Annotated in this window: 27 protein-coding genes, 1 tRNA gene and 1 riboswitch; of the genes, 14 read left to right on the top strand and 14 right to left on the bottom strand. The window is 59.7% G+C overall.

Annotated elements, in window-relative coordinates; all coding sequences use genetic code 11:
- Position 1: 1 nt before the first annotated feature.
- The gene (locus ABWV89_RS02915; RefSeq protein WP_353394039.1) at positions 2 to 403 is read right to left on the bottom strand and encodes a hypothetical protein; all 402 of its coding nucleotides are present in this window, start codon (positions 401 to 403) and stop codon (positions 2 to 4) included.
- Positions 404 to 604: 201 nt separating this feature from the next.
- Between ABWV89_RS02915 and hpnD the strand changes: the two genes are divergently transcribed.
- The 3 genes from hpnD (at position 605) to ABWV89_RS02900 (ending at position 3,432) form a co-directional block, all read left to right on the top strand.
- Positions 605 to 1,468 (top strand): presqualene diphosphate synthase HpnD, encoded by an 864-nt coding sequence (gene hpnD / locus ABWV89_RS02910; RefSeq protein WP_353394037.1) that lies wholly within the window; start codon positions 605 to 607, stop codon positions 1,466 to 1,468.
- 1 nt (position 1,469) lies between these two features.
- Positions 1,470 to 2,894: a hydroxysqualene dehydroxylase HpnE gene (gene hpnE / locus ABWV89_RS02905; RefSeq protein ID WP_353394035.1), complete on the top strand. Its 1,425-nt coding sequence runs from the start codon at positions 1,470 to 1,472 to the stop codon at positions 2,892 to 2,894.
- A 91-nt stretch (positions 2,895 to 2,985) separates the two neighbouring features.
- Positions 2,986 to 3,432: an SH3 domain-containing protein gene (locus tag ABWV89_RS02900; RefSeq protein WP_353394033.1), complete on the top strand. Its 447-nt coding sequence runs from the start codon at positions 2,986 to 2,988 to the stop codon at positions 3,430 to 3,432.
- A gap of 93 nt (positions 3,433 to 3,525) precedes the next feature.
- Here ABWV89_RS02900 and ABWV89_RS02895 read toward each other — a convergent pair whose 3' ends face one another.
- From ABWV89_RS02895 to ABWV89_RS02875, 5 genes are all read right to left on the bottom strand, one after another.
- Entirely contained in the window at positions 3,526 to 4,629 is a 1,104-nt protein-coding gene (locus ABWV89_RS02895; RefSeq protein ID WP_353394031.1) for a quaternary amine ABC transporter ATP-binding protein, read from the bottom strand.
- On the bottom strand, positions 4,622 to 5,509 hold the full coding sequence (locus ABWV89_RS02890; protein ID WP_353394029.1) for an ABC transporter permease: 888 nt from the start codon (positions 5,507 to 5,509) through the stop codon (positions 4,622 to 4,624). The genes ABWV89_RS02895 and ABWV89_RS02890 overlap by 8 nt, the downstream gene beginning before the upstream one ends.
- A gap of 3 nt (positions 5,510 to 5,512) precedes the next feature.
- On the bottom strand, positions 5,513 to 6,583 hold the full coding sequence (locus ABWV89_RS02885; protein WP_353394027.1) for an ABC transporter substrate-binding protein: 1,071 nt from the start codon (positions 6,581 to 6,583) through the stop codon (positions 5,513 to 5,515).
- A 263-nt stretch (positions 6,584 to 6,846) separates the two neighbouring features.
- A complete protein-coding gene (locus ABWV89_RS02880) occupies positions 6,847 to 7,512 on the bottom strand; it encodes a glutathione S-transferase family protein (protein ID WP_353394025.1) in 666 nt (221 codons plus the stop codon).
- A gap of 50 nt (positions 7,513 to 7,562) precedes the next feature.
- Complete coding sequence (locus tag ABWV89_RS02875; RefSeq protein ID WP_353394022.1) at positions 7,563 to 8,318, bottom strand: HAD-IA family hydrolase; 756 nt, start codon at positions 8,316 to 8,318, stop codon at positions 7,563 to 7,565.
- Here ABWV89_RS02875 and hemH point away from each other — a divergent pair.
- Both hemH and ABWV89_RS02865 read left to right on the top strand, forming a co-directional pair.
- Positions 8,317 to 9,408, top strand: a complete 1,092-nt coding sequence (gene hemH, locus ABWV89_RS02870) for a ferrochelatase (RefSeq protein ID WP_353394020.1) — start codon at positions 8,317 to 8,319, stop codon at positions 9,406 to 9,408. The genes ABWV89_RS02875 and hemH overlap by 2 nt on opposite strands.
- Before the next feature lie 26 nt (positions 9,409 to 9,434).
- Positions 9,435 to 9,917 carry an RNA-binding S4 domain-containing protein gene (locus ABWV89_RS02865; RefSeq protein ID WP_353394018.1) on the top strand — a complete coding sequence of 161 codons (483 nt, stop codon included), beginning with the start codon at positions 9,435 to 9,437 and terminating at the stop codon, positions 9,915 to 9,917.
- A 27-nt stretch (positions 9,918 to 9,944) separates the two neighbouring features.
- On the opposite strand, the gene ABWV89_RS02860 is transcribed toward ABWV89_RS02865, so the two are convergent.
- From ABWV89_RS02860 to cysS, 7 genes are all read right to left on the bottom strand, one after another.
- Positions 9,945 to 10,853: an EamA family transporter gene (locus ABWV89_RS02860; protein WP_353394016.1), complete on the bottom strand. Its 909-nt coding sequence runs from the start codon at positions 10,851 to 10,853 to the stop codon at positions 9,945 to 9,947.
- Between the two features lie 131 nt (positions 10,854 to 10,984).
- Positions 10,985 to 11,077: transfer RNA gene (locus ABWV89_RS02855), tRNA-Ser, on the bottom strand.
- A gap of 53 nt (positions 11,078 to 11,130) precedes the next feature.
- Positions 11,131 to 12,411, bottom strand: coding sequence for an aspartate kinase (locus ABWV89_RS02850; RefSeq protein ID WP_353394014.1), 1,281 nt, complete (start codon positions 12,409 to 12,411; stop codon positions 11,131 to 11,133).
- 103 nt (positions 12,412 to 12,514) lie between these two features.
- A complete protein-coding gene (gene tilS, locus ABWV89_RS02845) occupies positions 12,515 to 13,534 on the bottom strand; it encodes a tRNA lysidine(34) synthetase TilS (RefSeq protein WP_353395141.1) in 1,020 nt (339 codons plus the stop codon).
- A complete protein-coding gene (locus ABWV89_RS02840; protein ID WP_353394012.1) occupies positions 13,491 to 14,474 on the bottom strand; it encodes an acetyl-CoA carboxylase carboxyltransferase subunit alpha in 984 nt (327 codons plus the stop codon). Before ABWV89_RS02840 ends, tilS begins: the two co-directional genes overlap by 44 nt.
- Positions 14,475 to 14,552: 78 nt before the next feature.
- Complete coding sequence (locus ABWV89_RS02835; protein ID WP_353394010.1) at positions 14,553 to 15,200, bottom strand: DNA-3-methyladenine glycosylase family protein; 648 nt, start codon at positions 15,198 to 15,200, stop codon at positions 14,553 to 14,555.
- On the bottom strand, positions 15,200 to 16,582 hold the full coding sequence (gene cysS / locus ABWV89_RS02830; protein WP_353394008.1) for a cysteine--tRNA ligase: 1,383 nt from the start codon (positions 16,580 to 16,582) through the stop codon (positions 15,200 to 15,202). Before cysS ends, ABWV89_RS02835 begins: the two co-directional genes overlap by 1 nt.
- A gap of 272 nt (positions 16,583 to 16,854) precedes the next feature.
- On the opposite strand from cysS, the gene ABWV89_RS02825 reads away from it, so the two are divergent.
- From ABWV89_RS02825 to nrdR, 9 genes are all read left to right on the top strand, one after another.
- Positions 16,855 to 17,862, top strand: coding sequence for a nuclear transport factor 2 family protein (locus ABWV89_RS02825; protein WP_353394006.1), 1,008 nt, complete (start codon positions 16,855 to 16,857; stop codon positions 17,860 to 17,862).
- Between the two features lie 8 nt (positions 17,863 to 17,870).
- Positions 17,871 to 19,394 (top strand): L,D-transpeptidase family protein, encoded by a 1,524-nt coding sequence (locus ABWV89_RS02820; protein ID WP_353394004.1) that lies wholly within the window; start codon positions 17,871 to 17,873, stop codon positions 19,392 to 19,394.
- Between the two features lie 2 nt (positions 19,395 to 19,396).
- Entirely contained in the window at positions 19,397 to 20,086 is a 690-nt protein-coding gene (locus tag ABWV89_RS02815; RefSeq protein ID WP_353394001.1) for a peptidylprolyl isomerase, read from the top strand.
- Positions 20,087 to 20,089: 3 nt separating this feature from the next.
- Positions 20,090 to 20,596 (top strand): peptidylprolyl isomerase, encoded by a 507-nt coding sequence (locus tag ABWV89_RS02810; RefSeq protein WP_353393999.1) that lies wholly within the window; start codon positions 20,090 to 20,092, stop codon positions 20,594 to 20,596.
- A 136-nt stretch (positions 20,597 to 20,732) separates the two neighbouring features.
- Complete coding sequence (locus ABWV89_RS02805) at positions 20,733 to 21,521, top strand: UDP-2,3-diacylglucosamine diphosphatase (RefSeq protein WP_353393997.1); 789 nt, start codon at positions 20,733 to 20,735, stop codon at positions 21,519 to 21,521.
- The gene (locus ABWV89_RS02800; protein WP_353393994.1) at positions 21,518 to 22,411 is read left to right on the top strand and encodes a M90 family metallopeptidase; all 894 of its coding nucleotides are present in this window, start codon (positions 21,518 to 21,520) and stop codon (positions 22,409 to 22,411) included. Before ABWV89_RS02805 ends, ABWV89_RS02800 begins: the two co-directional genes overlap by 4 nt.
- Before the next feature lie 613 nt (positions 22,412 to 23,024).
- Positions 23,025 to 24,041, top strand: a complete 1,017-nt coding sequence (locus ABWV89_RS02795) for a lytic transglycosylase domain-containing protein (protein WP_353393991.1) — start codon at positions 23,025 to 23,027, stop codon at positions 24,039 to 24,041.
- Between the two features lie 113 nt (positions 24,042 to 24,154).
- Positions 24,155 to 24,336, top strand: a riboswitch (ZMP/ZTP riboswitch).
- A 59-nt stretch (positions 24,337 to 24,395) separates the two neighbouring features.
- On the top strand, positions 24,396 to 25,640 hold the full coding sequence (gene glyA / locus ABWV89_RS02790; protein ID WP_353393989.1) for a serine hydroxymethyltransferase: 1,245 nt from the start codon (positions 24,396 to 24,398) through the stop codon (positions 25,638 to 25,640).
- Between the two features lie 59 nt (positions 25,641 to 25,699).
- Entirely contained in the window at positions 25,700 to 26,152 is a 453-nt protein-coding gene (gene nrdR / locus ABWV89_RS02785; protein WP_353393987.1) for a transcriptional regulator NrdR, read from the top strand.
- Between the two features lie 11 nt (positions 26,153 to 26,163).
- Here the strand turns inward: nrdR and ABWV89_RS02780 are convergent, their stop codons facing one another.
- A complete protein-coding gene (locus ABWV89_RS02780) occupies positions 26,164 to 26,733 on the bottom strand; it encodes a GspH/FimT family pseudopilin (protein WP_353393985.1) in 570 nt (189 codons plus the stop codon).
- Positions 26,734 to 26,739 lie beyond the last annotated feature (6 nt).

The raw sequence follows: 26,739 nt of genomic DNA, 5'->3' as shown, positions 1-26,739 counted from the left end.
GTCAGAGCCTCGATGCGTCGTCAGGGAACAGCGGCTCAGCGCCCATTCTGCGAAGCTTGGTCGATAGCCAGACCCATACCCCGATCACTGCCACCCAGGTCAGGGCCGCGAACACCCATTGCTGCTTGACCGTCAGCGTAACGGCCAGCGAGACCGTGGCCACTGCCAGGAGCAGCAAGCCTGCTTGCTTCCATGCTGCAGGCTCCGCACGCGCAGCGGAGTCCGCCACCGGGTCATTTGGTGCTTCACCCGGATGCGGGTCGCGCTCAACCCGGGCATCGTTGGCGCTGCTGGATTCAATCCGCAGACTGACCGATGAAGCCAAGGTGCCCAGCGCTTCCTGGGCCTGACTGGCAGAAGCGCCGGTACCATCGTTGCGCATGGGGGGTTGCCCAGGGGACATGTTCAAAACAGCGGGTTGTATCGAAAGACCAAAGCGGTCTGGCTCTGTATCCTGATTTTGCACAGGCAACGCGGCAGCACCATCCGGAAAAACGCCTCTTTTTGCCAACTATTCCCGAATCCGCTCATGCAGGTGTACAGACTGTTGGCGAATGCCTGCATCGCAGCCTGTTTACACTCTGGGGCTAACGAGCCACCAAACATGAGTCCCGAAAAGTACGCCCAGGACAGAGCTGCCGCTTCTGGCAGCAGCTTCTATTACGCTTTCCTTTTCCTGCCACCTGACAGGCGCGCAGCGATCACTGCTTTCTATGCATTCTGTCGCGAGGTCGACGATGTGGTTGACGAAGTCAGCGATCCGGGCGTCGCGCAGTCCAAACTCGCCTGGTGGCGGCACGAGGTTGCTCAGGCCTTTCAGGGCAGGCCGCAGCATCCAGCCATGCAAGCATTGATGCCGCACGCGTCAGCGTTCGGCATCGAGCCCCGTCATCTGCTCGCTGTGATCGATGGCTGCCAGATGGACCTGGACCAGAATCGGTATCTGGACTTTCAGCAGTTGCAGCAGTACTGCCATCTGGTGGCCGGCATCGTGGGTGAAGTGGCGGCACGCATCTTCGGGCAGTCGCAAGTGACGACAACCCAATATGCCCACACCCTGGGCCTGGCCTTGCAACTGACCAACATCTCGCGCGACGTGGGAGAAGATGCCAGGCGGGGTCGCGTGTACCTTCCCATCTCCGAGCTTCAGCAGTTCAACGTCAAAGCCCACGAACTGCTCCGCCCCCCAGAAGACGCTGCAGAAAAAGCCGACTTCGAGCTCCGCTTCTCCGCCTTGATGGCGTTCCAGTGTCAGCGTGCACAGCAGACTTACGACAAGGCGATTGCGCTACTGCCCGCGCAGGACCGCGGACCGCAGAAGCCGGGCTTGATGATGGCCAGCATCTACCGTCAGCTCCTGCGCAGAATTGAGCGCGACCCCGTGCGAGTGCTGCACGAGCGCGTCAGTCTTTCGCCGATGAAAAAGCTATGGCTGGCCTGGAAGGTCCAGGCCCTTGGACGGCTGTGACGTGAGGGTCGCCGTCATCGGAGCCGGCTGGGCCGGCCTGTCTGCAGCTGTGCAACTGACCCTGGCAGGGGCCGACGTCTCACTGTTCGAGATGAGCCGTCAGCCTGGCGGAAGAGCGAGGTCACTGGATGCCAGAGACGATACGGATAAGGGCATGGTCGAGCTTGACAACGGCCAGCACATCCTCATTGGGGCCTACCGGGCAACGCTGGAGCTTATGCAGTCGGTAGGGGTCAGGCCTGCGGACGTTCTGCAGCGCCTGCCTCTGTCTTTGCCCTATCCGGATGGCAGCGGCTTCACGACGCCAAGCTGGGCGACCCAATGGCCAGCACCGTGGGGAGCCATCGCAGCCATCATCACGAGCCGCAGCTGGCGACTCTCGGACAAGTGGTCACTCCTGGCAACACTGCGTTCATGGCGGGCCAATGACTTCTCATGTTCGCCGCAAGCAACTGCGGCACAAGTATGCCAACGGGTCAGCCAGCAGGTCATGCAGGATCTCATCGATCCACTGTGCGTGTCGGCTCTCAACTTGACTCCACAGCAGGCCAGCGGCCAGGTCTTTCTCAGGGTCATGCGCGACGCCATGCTCGGCCAGGGATTTGATGCGTATGCTGCATCGGACCTGCTGGTCCCCAAGGTCGGTCTGGGCTGCCTGTTGCCGACACCAGCCTTGCAATGGCTTGATGGAAGAGGCACTCGCATCGAGGGCGCAACGCAGATCACTCATCTGCTCGCATCCCCCGGCCACGAACGTACCTGGACACTGGCTTCGCGTCTGGGTGAGCATCGAGACTGGCCGGCTTTCGACCATGTGATCTGTGCTACAGGCGCGAGTGCAGCACACAAACTCGTCTCTCAAAGCCTGACACAGGATCACAACAGGCCAGCAAGGGAAACCATGGGGGCCTGGGCCTCTTCCGTTGCCGGGCTGCAGCACACGGCCATTGGTACGGTGTATGTCGATGTGCCGTCCTCAGTGACCACATTGCCAGCCCCAATGATCGCGCTACCCTGTTCGGGGGATCCGGCAAAGACGCCTGTCCAGTTCGTATTCGACCGCACAGGCTTGGGGTACCACAGCAGCCGCCCTCACTGGGCCATGGTCGCCAGCAACTGCATGACAGACACCTCGACCCTCACCACTGCCGCGCTGGACCAGATAACACAGGCCCTTGGTTTGCCCGTGCGCCCCACGCACATCAAGACAGTGATCGAGAAGCGCGCGACCTTCGCCTGCACGCCGGCACTGGTGCGCCCTTCCCCCTGCATTGCGCCGGGCCTGTATGCGGCGGGAGACTATGTGGAAGGCCCCTACCCTGCCACATTGGAGGGAGCTGTGCTGAGCGGGAAGTCGGCAGCGCTGGCCTGCCTTGACACGCATGCGTCACAATGTAGGCTTGAGGCGTCAGGAACTTTCGACTGACCCAAAACTCACAGTCACGCAAACTGATTCAGTCCACCGAACAGAATAGGAGAACGAGCGGATGATTCCAGGCATTCTGCCCCGACAAGCAATGAAACGTTTTTTTCTGGGCGCAGCCATCGCGTTGGCCAGCCTGGGCTTCGTCGGTCACGCTGCCGCACAGAGCATGGTCAGCGTCAAGGGAAAGATCCTGAACATGCGCTCAGGCCCTGGCACCAAATACGAGGTGCAGTGGCAACTCCACAAGGGCTACCCGCTTCAGATCATTCAGCGCAAGGGCCGGTGGATCAAGGTCAAGGACTTCGAAGGTGACACCGGCTGGGTGTCAAAGCGGCTGACCGGCAGAACGCCGCACCATGTGGTGAAAGTGAACAAGGCCAATATGAGAAGCGGCCCCGGTACCAAATACCGCATTGTGTCCTCGGCCGAATACGGCGAGCTGGTCCGTACACTCAAGCGCAAAGGCAACTGGGTTCAAGTGAGAAAGGCCAACAACCGCAAGGGCTGGATTTCCCGCAAGCTGCTCTGGGGCTTCTGATCTCCATTGCACATCGGCTTTCAGAACAAAAGGGCTGTACCGGATGGTGCAGCCCTTTTTTCATGCCCGCAGGCAAGACGCTTCAAGACGGGGCTAATCCTGACCCGACTCCGGCGCAGGAGGCACCATCGCACCAATGATGTCGGACATGGCAATCACGCCCACATGGCGACCTTTGCTGTTGACGACATTGGCTGCTTCATGCCCCGAGGCACTCATTTCACGAGCTGCTTCTTCAATGATCAGGCTTTGGTCAATGGTCGGCCCCTCGACTGGATCAAGCTTCTGCATGAGTGTTCGAGAGCGAATCACCCGGCCTCGGTTCACGTCCTTGACGAAGTTGCTGATGTAATCATCAGCGGGCTTGAGAACGATCTGCTGGCCAGTGCCCTGCTGCACGACCTCGCCATCCCGGAGGATGGCAATCTGGTCACCCAGGCGAAGTGCTTCGTCCAGGTCGTGGGTAATGAACACAATCGTCTTGCTGATCTCTTGCTGGATATCGAGCAGTACGCCTTGCATGTCACTGCGGATCAGCGGATCCAGTGCAGAGAATGCCTCATCCATCAGGAGAATCGGTGCATCGTTGGTCAGTGCCCTGGCCAGACCGACCCGCTGCTGCATGCCACCTGAGAGCTGATTGGGATAGCTCTCTTCGTAGCCTTTGAGCCCCACGCGCTCGATCCAGCGTGCTGCTTTCTCATGTCTGATCTTGGCGGGCACACCCTGGATCTCAAGCCCGTACTCGGTGTTTTCCTGCACTGTGAAGTGCGGAAACAAAGCGAACTTCTGGAACACCATCGCCGTTTGTTCGCGCCGGAATCGCCTGAGTTGTTCAGCATTCATGGTGACGACGTCGGCTTGCTGGCCGTCAATGTCCACCAGAACTTCACCCGCCGTCGGGTCAATCAGACGATTGATATGGCGAATCAACGTGCTCTTACCCGAACCCGACAAGCCCATGACGACCTGGATCCCACCCGCAGGCATGTCGATATTGATATCGCGCAGACCCAGGACATGACCGTGGTTGTCACGCAGTTCCTGTTTGGACATGCCATTACGAACGGCATCCAGGTACTGCTCCGGGTTGGCACCAAAGATCTTGTACAGACCTCGGATACGAATACCGGTGCTGCCAGATTCGCTGTTGCCCGCATTTGTGCCAACTGCTGGTGCTTCAATGACTTCAGCCATGCTGCACCTCCAGATGACGTTGCAGTCGTTTGCCGTAGGCCTGCGACACGCGATCGAAGATGATCGCAATGCCCACGATGGCCAGGCCGTTGAAAAGGCCCATGGTGAAATACTGGTTCGTGATGGCCCGCAACACTGGTTGGCCAAGACCCTGGACACCGATCATGGAGGCAATCACCACCATGGCCAGTGACAGCATGATGGTCTGGTTGATGCCAGCCATGATGGTGGGCAGCGCCAGGGGCAACTGCACCTGGCGCATCTTCTGCCAGGCCGACGAGCCAAATGCATCGGCAGCCTCCAGCAAGTCCTTGTCCACCAGGCGAATTCCGAGATCCGTGAACCGGATGACAGGCGGGATGGCGTAGATCACGACCGCAATCAGGCCGGGAACTCGCCCAATGCCCAGCAGCATCACCACTGGAATCAGGTAGACGAAGCTCGGCATGGTCTGCATCACGTCCAGCACAGGATTGACGATGCGTTGCATCCGGTCAGACCGGCTCATCACAATGCCGATAGGCAGGCCCAACGCAATGGCCACGACCGTACAGACGAAGATCATGGAGATGGTCTTCATCGTGTCGTCCCACATGCCAAAGTAACCAATGGCTGCGAGGGTGATCACTGTGCCAACCACGACCTTCCAGGATCGTGAGGCCAGCCAGGCAATGAGTGCGATAACGCCCATGACGATCGGCCATGGGGTTTGCGTCAGCAGGCGCTCCGAGAACAGCAGGAACTGCTTGAGCGGCTCGAACACTTGTTCGAGCACACTCCCGTATTCCCTGGTGAACTGGCGAAAACCTGCGTCGATCGTCCGGCGCAAGAGGCTGAGTTTCTCAGCCCCGAGCGCCGGGAAGTCTTGCAACCAGCTCATGAATTACTGCAGGCTGGCTTCGATCTTCTGTGCAGCATCTGCGGACACCCATGCCTTCCAGACATCCGGCTGGTTTTTCAGGAAGTGCTTGGCGCCGTCCTCGCCCGTGGCCTGGTTGTCGGACATCCACGCCAGCAGAGCGTTCACGGTGTCGTTGCCCCAGCCACGCGCTGCCAGGTACTCGTAAGCCGCACCACCCTCATTCTTGAAGCGGTCGGTCACCACGGTGTAAACCTCTGCACGTGCCCAGTCGCTCTTGACCGGTTCGGTGCACTCCTGCTTGGAGTTGCAGTTCTCCCAGGCTTCCTTGTTGTGCGGGACGCCAGCATCGAGCTTGACCATCTCGTACTTGCCCAGGATCGAGGTTGGGGCCCAGTAATAGCCCAGCCAGCCTTCCTTGCGCTCATAGGCCTTGGCGATGGAGCCATCCAGACCCGCCGCCGAGCCGGTATCCACCAGAACGAATCCGTTGTCAGCAGCGCCCCAGGCCTTGAAGGCATTGCCAGTGGTGATCTGGCAGTTCCAGCCAGATGGGCAATTGTGCAAAGCGCCCTTGTCCTTGTTCTCGGCAGACGGGAACAGCTCGGGATGCTTCAGAGCGTCCTCGATCGTCTTGATCTCGGGGTTGGCGTCTGCAATGTACTTGGGCATCCAGATACCTTCGACGCCGCCATCCTTGAGGGATTCGGCCGCATAGTGGAGGCGACCTTCCTTCACGGCAGCATCGAGAGGCTGGCGAACCGCATTGATCCAGGCCTCAGGTGCCACATCTGGCTGGCCCTTTTCCATCATGGAAGTGAGCGTGGGCATGGTGTCGCCAGGGACGATTTCGACCTCGCAGCCGTAGCCTTCGCTCAGGATGAGCCGGTCGATCTGCGCCAGTACTTCGGCAGACTGCCAGTTCATGCTGGCCACGGTGACTTTCCCGCAGGCAACAGGCGCGGCAGCTGCAGTGTCAGCCGCCGGTGCTGCAGCTTCGGTTGCTGCAGGAGCTGCCTCCTCCTTCTTGCCACATGCGGCGAGCATCACTGCTGTCGCCAAGGCTGCCAGAGTCAGTTGGGGAAGTCGGTTCATATTGGATTTCTCCTAGTCAGGTTTTCTTGTGAAGGCCGGGTGCTTCGCCCGGCCATCGTGTTGGCACCGAGGTGCGATCAGCAGCCTGATATAGAAACAAGAGGAGAAACCGAACGCTGCTGCAAGACATGTTGACCAGCCGCTCAATCCCACCGTCGATGTCATCAGGACGCTGGATTGGGCTAGCCTTTTATCATACAAAGTCACCGAAATCGCAGGTGGACACTGAGACATTTCACATTGCAACAAAGAAAAAATCCAATTTACTGCCGCGCCTCCAGATTCTTGAGCGCCTTGTAAGCCGGACGTTTTAAGCATGTATGCAACCAGGCATTGGCATGTTCAAAGCCTTCCAGCCCCTGGCTGGGTCGCAACCAGTTGACAACGCTGGCCACGCAAACATCTGCCACCGTGAACCGGTCTCCCGCCAGATAGACCGGCTCACCGCCACGTGCATTCCTGCCCAGCGCCTGATCGAGTACGCCCAATGGGGCCTGGAGCCTCGCCAACGCAGCATCAGCGAGCTCGGGTTTGCGGCGCTCCTCAGGCATGACAAAACGGTGCATCAGTACTGTCAGCGCATCAGCCTCCAGTTCTGTGACCGACCAGAACGACCATCGCAGCGCCTGCGCATCTTCCTCGGCGCTGGCCGGTGTGATGCTCTTGCCGTCGGGAGGTCCATGATGCCGGGCCAGGTAGAGGGCGCAAGCCATGCTCTCCCAGACCACGATGGGCCTGGAAGCGTCTTCCCTTTCATCGATGAGCACCGGAATGTGACCGTTCGGATTCAGGGACATGAAGTCACTGGTTCGCGTCGCCTTGTTGGCGTACGGCGTGGGCACATGCTCGAATGCCAGACCGAGCTCCTGTGCTGCCCACAGAGGCCGCACAGCGCGCGACGCAAAGATTCCGTAGATTCTGATCCCCATGATTTCCTTGCTTCAAGTCCAAAAATGGCAGTCCATCTCCCTGGCGAGCGTCAGCAGCCAAGAATGTCGCACAGCTGCAGCAGACTGGACACATGGACTCCAGGCGCCTGGCCATGCACGGCCTCGTCCCAGCCGCCCTCCCCGCGGTGAATCCACGCGGTTTGCATGCCGGCCCTGGCTGCACCTGCGACATCAAGCTGCGCATCATCACCCACGTGCAAGACGGTGTCCAGAGGAAGATCGAGTGCCTGCGCCGCTGCCATGAACATCCCTGCATGCGGCTTGGCCACGCCCACCGATCGAGCACTCAGTGCAGCCTTGAAATGGCCACCAATCCCGATGAGATGGACATCTGCATTGCCGTTTGAGACAGCCACCATGGGAAAGCGCTGGCCCAGACGCTTCAGGCCCGGCATGGCGTCATCGAAGAACTCGACCTCCTGCCGGGCCGCGAAAAACACGTCAAACGCTGCCTCGGCCAGCCCCGGGTCTTCATCACTGCGGGTCAGCATCAACCGGATGGACTCACGGCGCATGGCGCTCAGGTCGTGCTGGAGGTCAGGTCTCAAGCGATGCATATCCACACGGATGGCCCTGACGGCCGACTGATCGGCGAAGTTCCTGGCTGTCTGTGGCGCATGGGCCCGCAACCACTCGATGAGCACGCGTTCCGCTCGCTCAATCGTGGGCCAGATCGGCCAAAGCGTGTCGTCCAGGTCGATGGACACGCCTCGAATTCGAGCCAGATCCAGGGAATGTGCAGAGGAAGTAGCAACAGGATTCATCTCTGCGGGAGAATAGCGCATGGCATTCAAGCAAGAACCCACTTTTTCACATGGCCACGCGCCGCGCACGGCCATTGTCCTGTGCAACCTGGGCACCCCGGACGAACCCACGGCGCCCGCACTGCGCAGATACCTGGCCGAGTTTCTGGGCGACCCACGTGTCGTGGAAATTCCGCGGCCGGTCTGGTGGCTGATTCTCCACGGCATCATCTTGCGCACGCGCCCTGCCAAGTCGGCGGCCAAGTACAAGTCCATCTGGACCGAAAACGGCTCCCCTCTGAAGCACTGGACCGACACCCAGTCAAAGTTGCTGGCCGGCTATCTGGGTGAACGTGGCCACCATGTCACGGTCCGGTATGCCATGCGCTACGGCAACCCCTCCATCGCATCCGTCCTGGATGAACTCAAGGCAAAGAACGTCACTCGCATCCTGTTGTTGCCTGCCTACCCCCAGTACAGCGGAACCACGACCGCGAGCGTGATCGATGCAGTGAGCCATTGGTCGCTCAAAATTCGCTCCCTGCCAGAGTTTCGCTTCATCAATCACTATCACGATCACCCTGGCTACATACGCGCTCTGGCCAAACGGGTACGCGAGCACTGGACTCGCTACGGGCAGGGAGAGCACGTGGTCATGAGCTTCCACGGCGTGCCAGAGCGAACCCTGCACCTGGGCGACCCTTACCATTGCGAATGCCAGAAAACCGGGCGCCTGCTCGCCGAGCAACTGGGCCTGAAAAAGGAGCAATACTCCATCACCTTTCAAAGCCGATTCGGAAAGGCGAAGTGGCTTGAGCCATACACGGAACCCAAGCTTGTCGAGCTGGCCAGGACTGGCGTCAAGAAAGTAGACGTGCTTTGCCCGGGTTTCACCAGCGATTGCCTGGAAACGCTGGAGGAAATCAACATGGAAGCACGTGAAGCCTTCGTTCATGCAGGTGGCCAGGACTTCCAGTACATTGACTGCCTCAACGATCACCCCGACTGGATTCGAGCCATGGCGGACCTGGCGGAGTCACACATGAGTGGCTGGCCCACTCGCGAGCAGGCTGACCCACAAGTGCTCGAGATGAGTAAAGCGCGCGCCAGAGCTCTGGGTGCAGCGCAATAAACAAGCAATCCAAGCTGAAACATGGCATGAAGAAGCACAAGCCTGCAGCTGACGCTGAAGTACAAAAGGCAAGCGGCGTCAGACTCGACAAATGGCTGTGGGCTGCCCGATTCTTCAAGACGCGCGCACTGAGCGCTGAGGCCATCGAGAAGGGTCGAGTGCTGGTCAACGGCCATGGATCCAAAGCTGGAAAGGACGCCCGTGTTGGCGACACACTTCAGGTCAAGACCAGTGCATTTGAAAAAACGGTGGTGGTGAAAGCCATATCGGGTGTGAGAGGGTCCGCCCCGGTGGCCGCGCTGCTGTATGAAGAGACAGCGGCATCGATTGAGCGTCGCACCAGGGAAGCCGAAAACCGGCGACTTGCGCCAGAGCCTGCACACACCATCGACCAGGGCCGCCCCACCAAGAGAGACCGACGCACGCTCAGTGCCTGGCGCGGGCGCGGGCGCGACTCAGGCGACGACAAGAACTGGAACGATCGATGGAGCGCCTCGGTGGATGAGTGAGCCTGGGCAGACCTGCCCCGTCAACACTCAAGCTCGCCGCAACCCCAGCCAGATCACGGCACCGACCACCACCAGGCCGCCAACGACTTGCACCGCAGCGATGGACTGCCCCAGCACAAACCAGGCCAGCACGAGAGAAAAGATGGGCTCAACATTCATGATGGCCGAGTTGCCCACGACTCCCAGCCTGGGCAGCACAGTGAACATCACTGTAAAAGCGGTGCCATACAACAGCGTAAGCCCGAGCAATCCCCACCAGCCAGCGCCTGACACTGGCAGCTGAAACCCACCCTGCCAGACGACGCCTGCGAGGGCCATTACAGCCACCATCGTCATGGTGCCTGCGGTTCTGACCCGGCCATCCAGGCCCGCTGTCTCATGTTGTGTCAACACCAGCGCACAGCCGAACGCTGCGGCGGCCGACATCGCAAATGCCAGGCCCGCTCCAATGCGTCCCCACTGTCCGGCGACGCCCAGCCCAGATGCTGCGCCCAGTACATCCAGTGCCAGTGCCAGACCGAACAGAATCACAGGCATCGCGCGGAGCAACGCCGCCTCGGGGCGGTCCCCATAGAGCACACGGGCCCAAAGAGCAGTCCAGAGAGGGTAGGAATTGAAGGCCAGCAGCGCCAGCGCCACTGGCATGCGGGCCACAGCCGAATACAGACACAGACTCTGAAACCCGACCAGCAGGCCAACCTTGAGCAGACCCGTTCGCTGGGCTGCCGTCATACCCACTGGCAAACGGTAGTAACGAACAATGCCCAGCACCACCAGCGCCGTCGCAGCGCTGCGAAACACCACTGCCGTGGCAACAGTCACGCCATCTTCAAATGCGACGCGGGCAGCCACATGGTTTGCCCCCATCATCAGGGCAATCATGATCAGGGTGGCGAACGCGACGCCAGAGAGCGCGCGCTGATTGGGAGGATTCATGGAAATGGCTGATCAAGAAGGAGCAGTCATTCTCGGGGCAAATGTCGGCCGCCGGTCGACCACACGTGACACGGCAGGCAGCAACGCCAATGAAAAAGCCCGATCGCATTTGCGATCGGGCTTTTCACGTCTGGCGGAGCGAGAGGGATTCGAACCCTCGATGAGGCTCTACACCCCATACTCCCTTAGCAGGGGAGCACCTTCGGCCACTCGGTCATCGCTCCGTAGCCCTCTATTATGCCTCAAGTTTGGATGCTTTTGGCGCGGGCTTTCCAATTCAGGACGACAAACTATCGGTCGGCTGGTCCAGGTCGAATTCGCGATGCAACGCGCGCACCGCCAGCTCCATGTACTTCTCGTCAATCACGACCGAAGTCTTGATCTCGGACGTCGAGATCATCTGGATATTGATGCCTTCGTCGCTGAGGGATTTGAACATGCGGCTGGCCACACCCACGTGACTGCGCATGCCGATGCCAACGATGCTGACCTTGCAAATGCGGGGGTCGCCCACCACGTCCGCTGCACCCAGCTCAGAGGCTACCTCGCCCTTAAGCAAGTCCAGAGACTTCTGATAATCGTTGCGGTGGACTGTGAAGCTGAAGTCGGTCTTGCCGTCTTTGGACAGGTTCTGGATGATCACATCCACTTCCACATTGGCGGCAGCCACTGCACCCAGAATCTGGAAAGCGATACCCGGCTTGTCCGGAACGCCCAGAACAGAAATCTTCGCCTCATCACGGTTGAAGGCAATACCCGAAACAACAGCTTGTTCCATCTCTTCGCTTTCCTCAAGAGTGATCAGAGTCCCGGACTTGGCCTCTGTTTCAACATCGATATCCCAGGGCGTGAAGCTGGAGAGCACGCGCAACGGCACCTTGTACTTGCCTGCAAACTCCACTGAGCGGATCTGCAGCACTTTCGACCCGAGGCTGGCCATTTCCAGCATCTCCTCAAAGCTCACGCGCTCCATTCGGCGCGCTTCCGGCACCACGCGCGGATCGGTCGTGTACACCCCATCCACATCCGTGAAGATCAGGCATTCATCGGCTTTGAGGGCGGCAGCCACTGCCACGGCAGAGGTATCACTGCCGCCACGGCCCAGGGTCGTGATGTGACCATCAGGATCAATGCCCTGAAAACCCGTCACGATGACCACCTTGCCGGCTTCGAGCGCAGCGTGAATACGCGCGTCCTCAATCGACTCGATCCGGGCCTTCGTGAATGAACTGTTGGTGCGCACAGGCACTTGCCAGCCCGTGAAGCTGATGGCGTCGACGCCTTCAGCTTGCAATGCGATCGACAGCAAAGCGGACGAAGCCTGCTCACCGGTAGCCGCCAGCGCATCGAGCTCGCGCCCATAGCCAGCCCCCTTTTGCGCAGGAGACAGCTCTTTGGCCAAGCCCAGCAAACGGTTGGTTTCGCCACTCATGGCGCTCGGCACCACGACCATCTTGTGTCCAGCGCGATGCCACTTGGCGACTCGCTTGGCCACGTTGAGAATGCGTTCGGTGGACCCCATCGAGGTCCCACCGTACTTGTGAACAATCAATGCCATTTGGGGAAGGAAACTTTGGGTTGCTTGGCAAGGTGCCAATACATGCCCGAAACGGGCTGCGTCACGACCTGAGCCTGTCTCAGATCAGACACAAAGCCTTTAATTATAGCGTTTCGCGGTATTCAAGCACTTCCCCGACCCGAACAACACGGCCTGCTCCCACCCGAATCGAGATTTCATGGCCGCGCGTCCTGCAAACCCGGATCTGCGCCATCAACTCATCCAGCTGAGCCGATGTAGCCTGGGTGTGATGTACAGACTTCAGCCAGTGTCGCAACGCATTGGCCAGCCGAGGAGCACTCATCGCTTGCAGTCCTTCAATGCGGGGAGGCACCCCCAGGCGAGCCAGATCCTCTTTCCCCACCTCATCATGCAAGGCCGCCGCCTGCGCAGCGTGTCTGGCTGAGCGGGCGAACATGGCCTTGTAGCCGGGAAAGGTCTCATTGAGCGCAGGAGCAAGCCTGGACCTGATCCGGCTTCGCACCAGACGCTCGTCATCGTTGGCCGGGTCCTGTGCATAGGAGACACCCCACTGGTCCAGGTGCGCTTTGAAAGCCTGCTTCTCCAGGGTCAACCACGGGCGGAAAAACCTCATGCCGTGGCGCTCGAAACTCGCTGGCATGGCCGCCAACCCAGGCAGTCCTGCCCCTCGGCTCAGAGCCAGGATCACGGTTTCAGCCTGATCATCGGCATGCTGGCCCAGCAGCACGGCACCCAATCGCCTGGCCAGGGCGGTTTCTGCCAGGCATTGATAGCGTTCGGTTCTGGCCCATTCCTCCGTGCTTCGCCCGGGCGGAACCTTCCCATCCAGACGGGCAGTCATCAGATCCACGCCCAGTTCATCACACAGCCGGGTCGACACCTGCTCAAATTCGTCTCCGGCCGCCTGCAACCCATGGTGCACATGAATCGCACACACACGGCCAGGCCAGCATTGAACGGCTGTGAGCAACAAGGCCACCGAGTCCGGCCCCCCGCTGAGGGCAACCCCTATCGCAGCACAGGAATCGTCATGACCTTGTGGGAAAGTGGCATGCAGGGCGCGTGTCCACTCAGAGGGAAGGTCAAAGAGCCGGGAATCAGCGCTTGTTGTTGTCGGCCTTGGTGTCGGAGAACCGGCCATAGCTGTTGAGTCGGGCATAGCGACGCTCAAGGAGTTCCTTGGGCTTGAGGTCACTGACCTGACGCCATGCGTCATTCAGGCCGCGCTTGAGAAACGCTGCCATCTGCTTGTGATCCCGGTGAGCTCCACCCACCGGCTCATTGACGATCTTGTCCACCAGCCCCAGGGCCTTGAGGCGATGGGCAGTGATCCCCAGCGCTTCGGCCGCGTCGCTGGCGCGATCGCTCGTCTTCCACAGAATCGAAGCACAGCCTTCAGGGCTGATGACCGAGTACACCGAATACTGCAGCATCAGGACCTGGTCCGCCACAGCGATGGCCAGCGCGCCACCGGAGCCGCCCTCACCGATGATGGTGGAAATGATGGGTACTTCCAGTTGCGCCATCTCGAAGATGTTGCGACCAATGGCTTCTGACTGGCCACGCTCTTCTGCGTCGATGCCAGGGTAGGCGCCCGGCGTGTCAACGAAGGTGAACACCGGCAGCTTGAATTTCTCGGCCAGCTTCATCAGGCGCAATGCCTTGCGATAGCCTTCGGGCTTTGTCATGCCGAAGTTGCGCAGACCGCGCTCTTTCGTGTCGCGCCCTTTCTGATGGCCCAGCACCATGCATGGCTGCCCGTTGAAGCGCGCCAACCCTCCCACGATGCTCAGGTCATCCGAGAAATGGCGGTCGCCATGCAACTCCACAAAATGCGTGAAGATGTGGTTGACATAGTCGAGTGTGTAAGGACGGTCAGCGTGACGGGCGATCTTGGTGATCTGCCAGGGTGTCAGGTTGCCATAGATATCTTTGGTGAGTTGCAGGCTCTTGGTGGCCAACTGCTCAATCTCTTCGGAAATGTCCACCGCTGATTCGGTCTGGACATACCGCAACTCTTCAATCTTGCTTTCGAGTTCCGCAATCGGCTGCTCGAAGTCGAGGAAATTCTTCTTTGCCAAGGTCAAACTCCTGTGGGCTCAAGGGCGGTATTTTGACAGATTGCCGAAAGCCGGGCCCAAAGCCCTTCTGTCAGCGCCTCAGTACGCCACTGGCAGCGGGTCCAGAGAGCGCCAGATGTACCAGGTCGCCACGCTGCAATAGGGCGCCCAAGCGGCAGCCACTTCGCGTACGTCACTGCGGCTCACTGGCTCGCCAGAGAAGTAGCGCAAGCTGATGCCTTTTTGCAGGCCAATGTCGTCCAGTGGCAGCACATTGGGGCGCATGAGATGGAACATCAGGAACATTTCCGCCGTCCAGCGACCAATTCCCCTGATAGCCATCAGTTCAACAATGATGGCTTCATCCTCCATGGCCCCCCACTCTTTCACGTGCACCTGCTTGTTGGCAAAGTGCAAGGCGAGGTCAACCAGATATTCCACCTTGCGCGCCGACAACCCTGCCGAGCGCATGTCGTCAACCTTGAGCTTGAGCACGGAGCCCGGCGTCATGCGCCTGTTGAGTTTCGCGAAGCGGTCCCATACCGACTGAGCAGCCTTGACCGAAATCTGTTGGCCCACAATTGACCTTGCCAGCGTCACAAACGGGTCCCCATGCGACTCAAGCGAAGCCCCTGCATGCTGCGGGATGAGCTTCTTCAGTACACGGTCCTTGCGTGTCAGATGCCGGCATGCCTCTTCCCAATAGGGTGGCACGAGCAGAGCGGAGCCGGAGGCAGAGGCGGCCATCAGGCGCGCTCCCAGGTGGTGCCAGCCGGGCTGTCCTTGAGCACGACGCCCTGCTCTGCCAGTTGTTGTCGAATGGCGTCCGCTCTCGCGAAATCCTTGGCTGCCTTGGCCGCAGCACGATCCTCGATCAGGGCTTCGATCGCGGCTGCATCATCACCTGAGCCAGCGCCTCCGCCTTGGAGGTAGCGCTTCGGGTCATCCTGCAACAAACCCAGGATCGCTCCGAGGCTCTTCAGCAGGCGGGACAGCTTGCCATTGCCTGAGCGATTGACTTCGGCCGTCAACTCAAACATCACGGCAACGGCTTCCGGCGTCGCGAGGTCATCGTCCATGGCCGCTTTGAACCGGGCGGCATAGCCTTCGCTCCAGTCAGGCGCCTCATCACCTTCCGGCGGCACGGCCTCCAGCGTCGTGTACATCCGCTTGAGTGCCGTCCTGGCATCGTCGAGGTGCACGTCGCTGTAGTTGAGAGGGCTGCGATAGTGTGTGCGAATGACAAAGAAACGCACCGTCTCCGCATCGTACTTCTCCAGGACCTCGCGAATGGTGAAGAAGTTTCCCAGACTCTTGGACATCTTTTCGTTGTCCAGTCGCACGAAGCCGTTGTGCATCCAGTACTTCGCCAGTGCCTTTCCCGATGCACCTTCAGACTGCGCGATCTCGTTTTCGTGGTGAGGAAACTGCAAATCAGCGCCACCGCCGTGAATGTCGAAACTCTCGCCCAGCAACTCGCAACTCATGGCAGAGCACTCGATGTGCCAGCCCGGGCGACCGCTGCCATACGGGCTGTCCCATTTGGCTTCGTCAGGTTCGCTGTCCTTGGCTGATTTCCAGAGCACGAAATCCAGCGGATCCTGCTTTTCGGCACCCACAGCCACGCGCTCGCCAGCCCTCAAGTCATCCAGTGACTTGCCGGAAAGTTTGCCGTATCCGGGAAATTTGCGAACAGCAAAATTCACGTCGCCGCCAGAGGCGTAGGCCAATCCCTTGGCTTCGAGGTTGCCAATCAGGCTGAGCATCTGGGGGACGTATTCAGTCGCGCGGGGCTCGTGCGTCGGCCTCTCGATACCCAGTGCATCTGCATCCTCATGCAGCGCGTCGATCATTCGGTTGGTCAGGGAAGAGATGGACTCGCCATTTTCGGCTGCGCGCTTGATGATCTTGTCGTCTATGTCCGTAACGTTTCGCACATATGTAACCTGGTATCCGCTTGCTTTGAGCCACCGCTGGAGAATGTCGAACGACAGCATGGAACGCGCATGACCCAGATGGCAGAGGTCATACACCGTCATTCCGCACACGTACATGCGGACGTGCCGAGGATCGATAGGCTTGAAGGCTTCAAGCTGGCGAGAGAGGGTGTTGTAGATATGCAAGGCCATGGGAACACAGATACGGTCAGGGGGAATCAGAGGACAAAACGGCCGGACATGGGCACTCGCCCCGCTTCCGGCCGCATGAGAATGCGCTTTTGCTCCCAAAATCGCTGCACACATTGCGTCCGCAGCCCTCCGGCAAGTCAAAACCCTCACCCCCTCAGATACAATGGGCAAGTATAGCCAGACAGGGCAAGTGGCTGGACCCATTTTCGGGGAGGGGGCGCTTGACCAAAATGGATCCGACTGAACTGAGACCACAGACATTCAGAGGCAACATGTTTCATTCTGCAAAACGTCCGACCCGTAACACCTTCCGGCGCCTGACCCTGGCCGCTGCCATCGTGGCCGCCATGTCCGCCTCCGGCGTCATGGCCCAATCCGGCAGCTATGCAGACGTCAACCGCTTGCTCAAAGCGGGCCAACTCAATGAAGCGCTCGCAAAGGCCGACGAACACCTGGCCGGCAAGCCATCCGATCCCCAGATGCGGTTCTTGCGGGGCGTGATCCAGACAGAAGCTGGCAAGACCAGCGACGCAATCGCCACCTTCCTCAAGCTGACGGAAGACTACCCAGAGCTGCCAGAGCCCTACAACAATCTGGCAGTGCTTTATGCAGGTCAGAGCCAGTTTGACAAGGCCCGTGCAGCGCTCGAGATGGCCATTCGCACCAACCCCAGCTATGCCACAGCGCATGAAAACCTGGGCGATGTGTATGCCAAGCTGGCCAGCCAGGCCTACAGCAAGGCACTCCAGATTGATGCCAACAACTCTGGCGTTGGTCCCAAACTGAGCCTCATCCGGGGACTCTTCGCTGGCAACGCAGCTGCCGTCCAGGGAACGCAAGTCGCCGCTGCGCCTGCGGCGCCGGCAGCGGCACCCGCCCCGGCGGCAGCAAGCCCTGCACCGGCAACGGAGACTGCAACAACAGAACCTGGCGCGGCAGACGCCGAGACAAATATCAACTCTGCCGTCCTGGCCTGGGCCAAAGCATGGTCGACCAAGGACATGAAGGGTTACCTGTCTGCCTATGCGCCCAACTTCACGCCACAAGGTGGCATGTCACGCCAGGCCTGGGAGAAGCAGCGCCATTCCCGCATCGTTCCGCGCCAGAGCATCGAAGTCGACGTCACCAACCTGTCAGTCGATGTCCGCGGCAACCGGGCGACTGCCTCCTTCGATCAAGCCTACAAGTCTGACCATCTTTCTGTGGACAGCCGCAAGACGCTTGAGATGGTCAAATCCGGGAATCGCTGGCTGATCGTCAGCGAGCAATCGGGCTCTTGATGGGCAGAATGCGGTCCTCGCAACGGGGCCACGCCGGCTTCGCAGCGGGTGATTTCCGGCCATACGACAACAGCAGGCTCAAGCGGGCCAGCCTTTTTTCGGGCGCCGTCGTTGTTGCGGCCCTGGTCATCGCGGGCGGCTGGAAGGTTGGACCCTCCCTGGGCAAATGGCTCGATTTCACCGGAAAGACATCGACCGAGGATACGGCTGCATTGGCCAGCCCCTCGCCGTCCTTGATCGACTCCGCACATGCGACTACGACCGCACCCGCGCCTCTGGCTGAGACGCCAGAGGCACTGCCCACGCCATACACCAGCTCCGGGCTCATCAAGCACTCTCTCAATGCAGAGCACCTGGGCAAGATCGATGCACTGATCGGAAATGCCGAAGCTCGCCTGATCGGCGTCTATCAACGGATTGGAAAAGGCGAACTCCGGCAGGCACTGGCCGAAGCGGAATCGCTGGCCTCCGACCATCCCAACTATCAGCTGGCACAGCTGGTGCTGGGAGACTTGCTCAACATGCGAACCGGCGTTGACACTCTGGTCTCCGTTGGTGGCCTGGTCAATCCACCGACGCCAGAAGCCAAGCTCCAGCTGATGGCCTTGAGAGAGGAATCCCAGCGCCGGCTTCAGGCCCTCGCCGAGCGCCCACCTGTGGGCGCCATTCCCAGCCAGTTCCTCGCACTGTCGCCACAGAACCGGCATGCCATTGCCATCGATACATCCCGGTCACGGCTCTACCTTTTCGAAAACAAGGCATACAAACGCACAAGCAAGAAGCTGCATGACATCGAGTTGAGCGCACCCAAACTCAAGCTGATCGGGGACTACTACATTTCAGTTGGGCTGCTAGGTGTCAACAAGCAGGTCGAAGGTGACAAGCGCACCCCGCTGGGGGTGTACTTCATCACCAGCAACCTCGACCCCAACAGCTTGCCCGATCTTTATGGTGCAGGCGCACTCCCCATCAACTATCCCAATGCCCTGGACCTCCAGCGGGGCAAGACAGGCAGTGGCATCTGGCTGCATGGCACGCCCAGGGAGCAATTCGTCAGGGCGCCCCAGGCCTCTGACGGCTGCGTGGTTCTGTCCAACCAGGACCTGGAGCACTTGCTGGAGACAGTTTCCGTTCGCACAACTCCCGTTGTGATCACCAACGAGCTTCAATGGGTCGACCCGGCTGAAGCGGATGTGCAACAAGCCTCCATCAAGCCGCTTCTGGAGCAGTGGAAGCAGGCCAAGAGTGAAGGCAAGCTCGAGCAGCTCAAGCAGTTCTATGCGAATGACTTCTCTGCCGAAGGCGGAGAGACCCGGCGCTGGTGGCGCAACACCATGAAGGACATGCGCCGCAAGGGTTCGAAACGGGTTGCCCTCAAGGACGTTTCGGTGCTGCGCTGGAACGACGGCGACGATACCTTCGTCGTGACGTTTGGCGAAGTCCGGGATGGAGAGCGGTCGGGGGTCACGCGACGTCAGTACTGGAGCCGACGCAACGGCGAATGGAAGATCTTTTTCGAAGGAACTGTTTGACCATGTGCCTCACTTTCTCTCGCCGCCCTTTGCTGAAGCTGGCTGCTGGCCTGGTGGCCGGCCTGGGCATCTCTGCAGCGGCTCTGGCCGACAGCCTGCCACAGGTTCGACTGAAGACATCCATGGGCGACATTGTTGTGGAGCTCTACCCGGACAAGGCACCCAAGACCGTCGAGAACTTCCTTCAGTATGTTCAGGGCAATCACTACGACGGGACAGTCTTTCACCGCGTGATCGACGGCTTCATGATCCAGGGCGGTGGCTTTGACGCCAAGCTCAACGAGAAGCCGACACGTGCGCCAGTGAAGCACGAAGGCCAGGCCGCCTTGGCGGCAGGCGGGCCACGCAACGTCGTTGGTACGTTGGCCATGGCAAGAACACCAGCCCCTCACTCGGCAACGGCTCAGTTCTTCATCAACGTCAAAGACAACGCATTTTTGGACCCCACCCCCATCCCGCCCGGCGACCCGGTACCCAGCTTCACCTATCGCGGCAAGGAGTACAAGAACGTCCCTCGGGCGCGCTTGCTTGCTGCAGGTGAACTCTATGGCTACACCGTCTTTGGCAAGGTCATCGAAGGCATGGATGTCGTCAACCGGATCAAGACGGTCCCCACCGGGGCTGCCGGCCCATTCAGGAGTGACGTTCCCAAGGAACCTGTCACCATCATCAAAGCCATTCAGGAGAAATAAAGCATGGCCAACCCAAAGGTTGAACTTCACATGGCCGGCCTCGGCGTGATCACCCTCGAGCTCGACGCAGAAAACGCACCCAAGAGCACAGAGAACTTTCTGGCCTACGTGAACAAGGGTCACTACGACAACACCATCTTCCACCGTGTCATTCCCGGTTTCATGATTCAGGGAGGCGGGTTCGAGCCTGGCATGAACCAGAAATCCACTGACGCGCCCATCGCCAACGAAGCCAACAATGGCCTCAAGAACGATGTGTACACGGTCGCGATGGCTCGCACCGGTGACCCGCACTCTGCCACGGCGCAGTTCTTCATCAATGTGACCAACAACAGCTTCCTCAACCACACGGCCCCCTCTGCTCAGGGCTGGGGCTACGCAGTGTTTGGCAAGGTGGTCGACGGCACCGACATCGTCAAGCAGATCGAAGGCGTTGTCACCGGGCGCAGTGGCTTCCATGAAGACGTCCCCAAACAGGACGTCGTCATTGAAAAAGCTGTCGCTGTCTGAGCCTGTCCCAAGAACCAGAGCCGCCAAAACAAGGCGCCGGAACCTTGCTGGCCGGGTCACTGCCTGAAACGCGGATCCGGCCAAGCTTCATCCCTCCTCTACATTGCCGCCCACAGCCCAGACGCGCTTCCATGAGTTGGCCACCCCCGGCCACTGGCGTTCGATCGCGCTGATCTCGGATATCCACCTGCACGAGGAAGACGGCCACACTCACGGGCTGTGGAAGACCTGGATGTCAGGGGGTGCGTCCAGCGCAGCAGATGCGCTTTTCATCCTCGGCGACCTGTTCGAAGTCTGGATAGGAGACGACTGCCTCGCATCTGCCAAGAACGATTTCCTGCGCAGTTGCATCGAATCCATTCGGGAGTGCGCGACGCAAATCCCCGTCTACTTCATGGCCGGGAACAGGGACTTTCTGCTTGGGCCGGACGCGGCCAAGGCGGCCAACATGACCTGGCTGCCCGATCCAGCCATTGTGACGCTCGGCGACCAGCGAATTGTCCTCACCCACGGAGATGCGCTTTGCACCGATGATGTCCCATATCAAGCGTTTCGTCGCCAGGTACGGTCGAGCCAATGGCAAAGTGACTTCCTCGCCAAGCCTCTGACGGAAAGAGCGGCGATCGCCCGCGGATTGCGTGAAGCCAGCAAGGCTCAGCAGGCCAAACAGTATGCCGAGAAAAAATCCTGGGCTGATGTCAACGATGAGGCAGCGCTCGACTGGCTCGAGCAGGCCAACGCCACCACGCTCATTCACGGTCATACACACCATGCGAATGACCACCCTCTTCCCGGTGGACGCATGCGCGTCGTGCTCAGCGACTGGGATGCCAATGCAAGCCCCCCTCGGGCGCAGGTCCTCAAAGTGATGAACAGTGGTGCCATGGAGCGCCAGGACATTCCGGCAAAGGTCAGGCCAGCATGATTCGCCGGATACGGCGCTGGGTGGAGCCGTGGCTCCCGCGTGCCTGGCGAAAAGGCACCCCCATTCCCGATAGCCTTTGGCGCCGTACCGTCGCCAGCCTCCCTTTTCTGGAAAGCCTCAACCTGAGGGAGCAGAACAAACTGCACAAACTGTGCGCTCATTTTCTGCAGGAAAAAGAGTTCCACGGCGCGCACGGCCTGGAGGTAACAGACGAAATGGCCATGAGCGTGGCTGCACAAGCCTGCCTTCCACTGCTTCATATCGCCATGCCGGATGGTCGCAAGCCGCCTCGCTCAGCCAGTGCGCTGGAGTGGTATGACGATTTTGTCGGCATTGTGCTCCAGCCAGGCGCGGCCCTCGCCCGCCGTGAGACGCGCGACGCCGCGGGCGTTGTGCATCAGTATGAAGAAGCCCTCGCAGGCGAGGCCATGGACCGAGGCCCTGTCATGCTCAGCTGGGATGAGGTCTCGAAAGCGGCCGACCTGGCCTCCTCAGGCCGCAACGTCGTCATCCACGAGTTTGTCCATAAAATCGATATGCGTGGCATGGCGTTCGGGTCCGGAGCGGACGGAGCGCCACCATTGCATACCAAAGCCCTTGGATCTGATTCCATCGAGGCCGCGCAGGCGCACTGGCGCCAGACCATGAGCCGGGCATACAACGATTTCCAGGAAGCTGTGGCACGGGCGGAGCGCTTCGGACAACCGGCACCCTGGCTCGACCCCTATGGAGCCAAGGCTCCAGCTGAGTTCTTTGCGGTTTGTGCCGAAGCGTTCTTTGTGCAACCGGAGGCCTTTGCCATCGAGTTTCCTGCGGTGCACGCAATGTTCGACGCTTTTTTCAGGCCTTTGGCCCGCACCAAACCCTTGTCAGTGCCGAAAAAACGCTGAGCTACACGGCCTGAAAGCAAGAAACCCCGGCAGGCAAGCCTACCGGGGTTGGACGGCGGGCAATCTGCACTTGCCGTCATCGGGAGAAAGGAGCTTGATGTCCTTTCCGCCTGGGAGCAACAGATTGCTCCTCGTCAGGTCGGAACGCAACTGGATTGCTTCCCGACAGATATCTGCTCTTCTGAGCAGATGACTTCAGTCTACGCCCGGCCTGCGCCAGCGACAAGCAGGAAGAACCCCTATATCGATGGTTTTTTCCTATGCACTGCCCGCTCCTGGTTGATGCGTTCGTCTGGCCATTGGCAGTGGAAAGTCGAGCCGACCAGTGGTCGTTCATCAAACCCGAGAGCGCCCAGCCCGCGAGAACACTGAGTGGGCTGAACGCGGTTCATATTCCGGAATGCATACCACCCATCAAATACCAAAAAGAAATAACATCGTCACTCCAAATGCTTGACGGGTTATTTTATTGCCACTACATTCGGGCCAGCCTTTAGGGGAAAACCCGGTCAAGCATCCTGATTTCCAGCCGAAGCTTTCAGATGTTGCTTCCACTTCTTGCCAACTGCCAAGCGGTTGGAACCCCAAGAAGGCCAACCCATCCAACAAGGACATGGAAAAGAAAGCCACAACGGCTAGCGCCAGGTTGCGCGCCTTGCCTGCTCAACTCTTTCAACGCCTCGCAGCCTCTGTGCGTGCTGTCTGCGCCGACACCTACGCAGGCCTGATGCAAGTTGGTCACACCACGCTGAGCGTGGTTGGCGCGGCTGTGGTGGTGTCTGCCTTGGCGCTTGGCGTCCGCGGCGATGTTCGCAGCAATCTCGAAACGGAGATCCTGGCATGGCTGCAAGCCCGTCAGGACGAAGCCAACCTGAGCCCAGAAGGCATTGCTTCTGACCCGCTGGCGGTCGAACGCGTCACTGCGGCGGCGCCATCCCAGTTGCCGAGCGAGCAGGCACGGGTTGCTTTCTGGCTGAGCAAAAAATACCGGGTCGCAGCAGAGCCTCTGAGTGTACTGGTGGCCGAAGCCTATGATGCGGGCGAAAAGGTCGGGCTTGACCCCACCCTGATCCTCGGTGTGATGGCTGTGGAGTCCCGCTTCAATCCCTATGCCCAAAGCCCGGTGGGTGCGCAAGGCCTCATGCAGGTCATGACCAGGATCCACGAGGAAAAATATGAGGGCTACGGCGGACAACTCGCCGCCTTCGACCCGGTATCCAACCTTCATGTCGGTGTACAGGTTCTGCGTGACTGCATCCGTAGAGCCGGCTCTGTGGAGGGTGGTCTGCGTCTCTACGTGGGGGCTGTGTCCACCGACGGCAGCTTCTATATCAAGCGCGTCATGACCGAGCACTTGCGGCTACAGGCCGTGGCACAAGGCAAGCCGATTCCGCGCTACTTCCCGTCGTTCACGGCCAAAGCAAACAAAGCGCCGCCCCAACCCGAAACTTCGGATGCGTCCGATGCAGCAAGTGCTTCTCTCGTGCAAACCAAGGGTGACAGCGAGGCCAAGTCCATTGAAGCGACGGACAAGGTAGCGCCAGTCGAAGCAGCCACGGAAGCGCCGGCAAACCCTCAACCCAAGCGTTCCGAAGCCACTGCCACCGTGGCAGATGCCACGCCATACTGACTGACCGGCAATAGCACCGGCGTTTGTTCAGACCATCCGCGCACCACTGGCGCGGATTTTTCGTTTCTACGGCGACCAGGCGGTGCCCAAACCGGCTCAGGTCCGTTAAAATGCATGCCGTGCGCAACTGGCGATAGGCCAGGCAGCTTGGCTTGTTCAACAGCCCAACCTGCCCGACGGCTGACGTGGCCCCCTGATCGTACGCTGCATGAAATGCAGCAGAGCAATTCAGGACAACCACTGGGAAGCGCACCGCCTCGATCGAGGTGATCCGCCGTTCGCCTGGGCAGCACCTGCCGACCGTCAAGACTGGCGTTCGCGCAGGGTCAACATCCATCGACTGCCAAACCCAACATGTACGATCGCAACATCCTCATCGAGCAAACCGACCCCGAGATCTTTGCTGCCATCCAGGCGGAGAACGCCCGCCAGGAACACCACATCGAACTGATCGCCAGCGAGAACTACGCTTCTCCTGCCGTGATGGCAGCCCAGGGCACCCAGCTGACCAACAAGTACGCCGAAGGCTATCCAGGCAAGCGCTACTACGGCGGTTGCGAACACGTGGACGTGGCCGAGCAGCTGGCCATTGACCGCGTGAAGCAACTGTTTGGCGCCGACGCTGCCAACGTGCAACCCCATTGCGGCGCTTCGGCCAACGAAGCCATCTTCCTGGCCTTCCTCAAGCCGGGCGACACCATCATGGGCATGAGCCTGGCCGAAGGCGGTCACCTGACCCACGGTATGCCACTGAACATGTCCGGCAAGTGGTTCAACGTCGTCTCCTATGGCCTCAACGACAAGGAAGAGATCGACTACGACGCGATGGAAGCCAAGGCCCGCGAGCACAAGCCCAAGCTGATCGTGGCCGGTGCCTCAGCCTACAGCCTGCGCATCGATTTCGAGCGTTTCGCCAACATCGCCAAGGAAGTCGGCGCCATCTTCATGGTCGACATGGCGCACTACGCTGGCTTGATTGCCGCTGGCGTCTACCCCAACCCCGTGCCTTTCGCGGATGTGGTGACCTCCACCACCCACAAGAGCCTGCGTGGCCCGCGCGGCGGCATCATCCTGATGAAAGCCGAGCATGAGAAAGCCATCAACAGCGCCATCTTCCCTGGCTTGCAAGGTGGACCGCTGATGCACGTCATCGCCGCCAAGGCTGTTGCCTTCAAAGAAGCCCTGAGCCCCGAGTTCAAGGCCTACCAGCAGCAAGTGGTGAAAAATGCCCAGATCGTGGCCGAGACCCTGACCCAGCGTGGTCTGCGCATCATCTCAGGCCGCACTGAAAGCCACGTCATGCTGGTGGACTTGCGCTCCAAAGGGATCACCGGCAAGGAAGCCGAGGCCGTGCTGGGCAGCGCCCACATGACGATCAACAAGAACGCCATTCCGAACGACCCGGAAAAGCCGTTCGTGACCAGCGGTGTTCGTATCGGCACTCCTGCCATGACCACCCGCGGTTTCAAGGACGAAGAAGCCCGCCTGACCGCCAACCTGGTGGCCGACGTGCTGGACAATCCTCGCGATCAGGCCAACATCGAAGCGGTTCGCGCCAAGGTCAACGCTTTGACCGCCCGATTCCCCGTTTATAAATGATTGACTGACATCACAAAGAGGGGGCTTGGCCCCCTCTTTGTTTGATTGGAGTCCCCATCATGAAATGTCCGTTCTGCGGCCACCTCGACACCCAGGTCGTCGAAACCCGTGTCTCTGAAGAGGCAGACTTCATCCGTCGCCGACGCAAGTGCGGCCACTGCGAAAAGCGCTTCACCACCTACGAGCGCCCTGAGGTGAGTTTCCCCGCCGTGGTCAAAAAGGATGGGCGACGTGTCGACTACATGCCCGCCAAGCTCCGTGGCTCTTTCAGTCTGGCACTGCGAAAGCGCCCGGTGAGCACAGAAAAGGTGGATGCGGCCATTGAGCGTATCGAGGAGAAACTGCTCAACCTGGGCGACCGGGAAATTCCAGCGAACAAGATTGGCGAGATGGTCATGCGCGAGCTCAAGAAGCTGGACAAGGTCGCCTACGTGCGCTTTGCCAGCGTCTACCGCAGCTTCGAAGACGTTGAAGACTTCAAGACCTTCGTGGAAGGGGTTGGCAAGCGATAGTTCGAATCGCCCTAACCTGCCTCGCATTCTATATACCGAGATAGCTCCATTCTCGGACGGCCGACGCTGTTGATCACGACCTTGATTGCCTCCTTTGAATTCGAAGCAATTTTGCAGACAGTCACCGTGCCTGCTTGGAACGCCCCGCTTGTAAGACGCGTGGCACCCAAACCATTGTAAGAAATGTACCTGGAGACAGGCCGGTTGCCTGCCACGCGCCACCCGGGCGGCACAGCCGTGTGATATCGGAGAACGAGTTCACCTATTTCTCTGGAACCATTGTTGTTGCTGTCAACGAACAGCATCCACCCTGACGTCCAATCACCTTTAGGGCTACATGCTTCGCTTGAAGCAGCAGCACAAAGTGCCACCCGTCGTCCGCGAACGATCGCTTCAGACCTGGCCAGCTGCAAGTCAACCAGGAAATCTGCCCCAATAGACTTGAGGCGAGCCTTTTCGATTAGACGTTCAAATCGAGGTATCGCCACGCCAAGCAAAATGGCAAGCACACAGACGGCTACCATGACCTCGACAAGAGTGAAGCCTGTCTGGCCTCCGCAAGATGTTTCTTTGGTTCTCATTTTCTC

The sequence above is a fragment of the Hydrogenophaga sp. 5NK40-0174 genome (assembly GCF_040372165.1).
Taxonomy (GTDB): domain Bacteria; phylum Pseudomonadota; class Gammaproteobacteria; order Burkholderiales; family Burkholderiaceae_C; genus Hydrogenophaga.
Note: the sequence above shows the minus strand (reverse complement) of the source record. Positions and strands in the feature narration are given on the sequence as shown.

Coding starts and splice junctions, on each gene's coding strand:
- ABWV89_RS02915 (WP_353394039.1), bottom strand. CDS start 403: ATGTCCCCTGGGCAACCCCCCATGCGCAACGATGGTACCGGCGCTTCT.
- hpnD (WP_353394037.1), top strand. CDS start 605: ATGAGTCCCGAAAAGTACGCCCAGGACAGAGCTGCCGCTTCTGGCAGC.
- ABWV89_RS02900 (WP_353394033.1), top strand. CDS start 2,986: ATGAAACGTTTTTTTCTGGGCGCAGCCATCGCGTTGGCCAGCCTGGGC.
- ABWV89_RS02895 (WP_353394031.1), bottom strand. CDS start 4,629: ATGGCTGAAGTCATTGAAGCACCAGCAGTTGGCACAAATGCGGGCAAC.
- ABWV89_RS02890 (WP_353394029.1), bottom strand. CDS start 5,509: ATGAGCTGGTTGCAAGACTTCCCGGCGCTCGGGGCTGAGAAACTCAGC.
- ABWV89_RS02885 (WP_353394027.1), bottom strand. CDS start 6,583: ATGAACCGACTTCCCCAACTGACTCTGGCAGCCTTGGCGACAGCAGTG.
- ABWV89_RS02880 (WP_353394025.1), bottom strand. CDS start 7,512: ATGGGGATCAGAATCTACGGAATCTTTGCGTCGCGCGCTGTGCGGCCT.
- hemH (WP_353394020.1), top strand. CDS start 8,317: ATGGCATTCAAGCAAGAACCCACTTTTTCACATGGCCACGCGCCGCGC.
- ABWV89_RS02875 (WP_353394022.1), bottom strand. CDS start 8,318: ATGCGCTATTCTCCCGCAGAGATGAATCCTGTTGCTACTTCCTCTGCA.
- ABWV89_RS02865 (WP_353394018.1), top strand. CDS start 9,435: ATGAAGAAGCACAAGCCTGCAGCTGACGCTGAAGTACAAAAGGCAAGC.
- ABWV89_RS02860 (WP_353394016.1), bottom strand. CDS start 10,853: ATGAATCCTCCCAATCAGCGCGCGCTCTCTGGCGTCGCGTTCGCCACC.
- ABWV89_RS02850 (WP_353394014.1), bottom strand. CDS start 12,411: ATGGCATTGATTGTTCACAAGTACGGTGGGACCTCGATGGGGTCCACC.
- tilS (WP_353395141.1), bottom strand. CDS start 13,534: ATGGCCGGTTCTCCGACACCAAGGCCGACAACAACAAGCGCTGATTCC.
- ABWV89_RS02835 (WP_353394010.1), bottom strand. CDS start 15,200: ATGGCCGCCTCTGCCTCCGGCTCCGCTCTGCTCGTGCCACCCTATTGG.
- cysS (WP_353394008.1), bottom strand. CDS start 16,582: ATGGCCTTGCATATCTACAACACCCTCTCTCGCCAGCTTGAAGCCTTC.
- ABWV89_RS02825 (WP_353394006.1), top strand. CDS start 16,855: ATGTTTCATTCTGCAAAACGTCCGACCCGTAACACCTTCCGGCGCCTG.
- ABWV89_RS02820 (WP_353394004.1), top strand. CDS start 17,871: ATGCGGTCCTCGCAACGGGGCCACGCCGGCTTCGCAGCGGGTGATTTC.
- ABWV89_RS02815 (WP_353394001.1), top strand. CDS start 19,397: ATGTGCCTCACTTTCTCTCGCCGCCCTTTGCTGAAGCTGGCTGCTGGC.
- ABWV89_RS02810 (WP_353393999.1), top strand. CDS start 20,090: ATGGCCAACCCAAAGGTTGAACTTCACATGGCCGGCCTCGGCGTGATC.
- ABWV89_RS02800 (WP_353393994.1), top strand. CDS start 21,518: ATGATTCGCCGGATACGGCGCTGGGTGGAGCCGTGGCTCCCGCGTGCC.
- ABWV89_RS02795 (WP_353393991.1), top strand. CDS start 23,025: ATGGAAAAGAAAGCCACAACGGCTAGCGCCAGGTTGCGCGCCTTGCCT.
- glyA (WP_353393989.1), top strand. CDS start 24,396: ATGTACGATCGCAACATCCTCATCGAGCAAACCGACCCCGAGATCTTT.
- nrdR (WP_353393987.1), top strand. CDS start 25,700: ATGAAATGTCCGTTCTGCGGCCACCTCGACACCCAGGTCGTCGAAACC.
- ABWV89_RS02780 (WP_353393985.1), bottom strand. CDS start 26,733: ATGAGAACCAAAGAAACATCTTGCGGAGGCCAGACAGGCTTCACTCTT.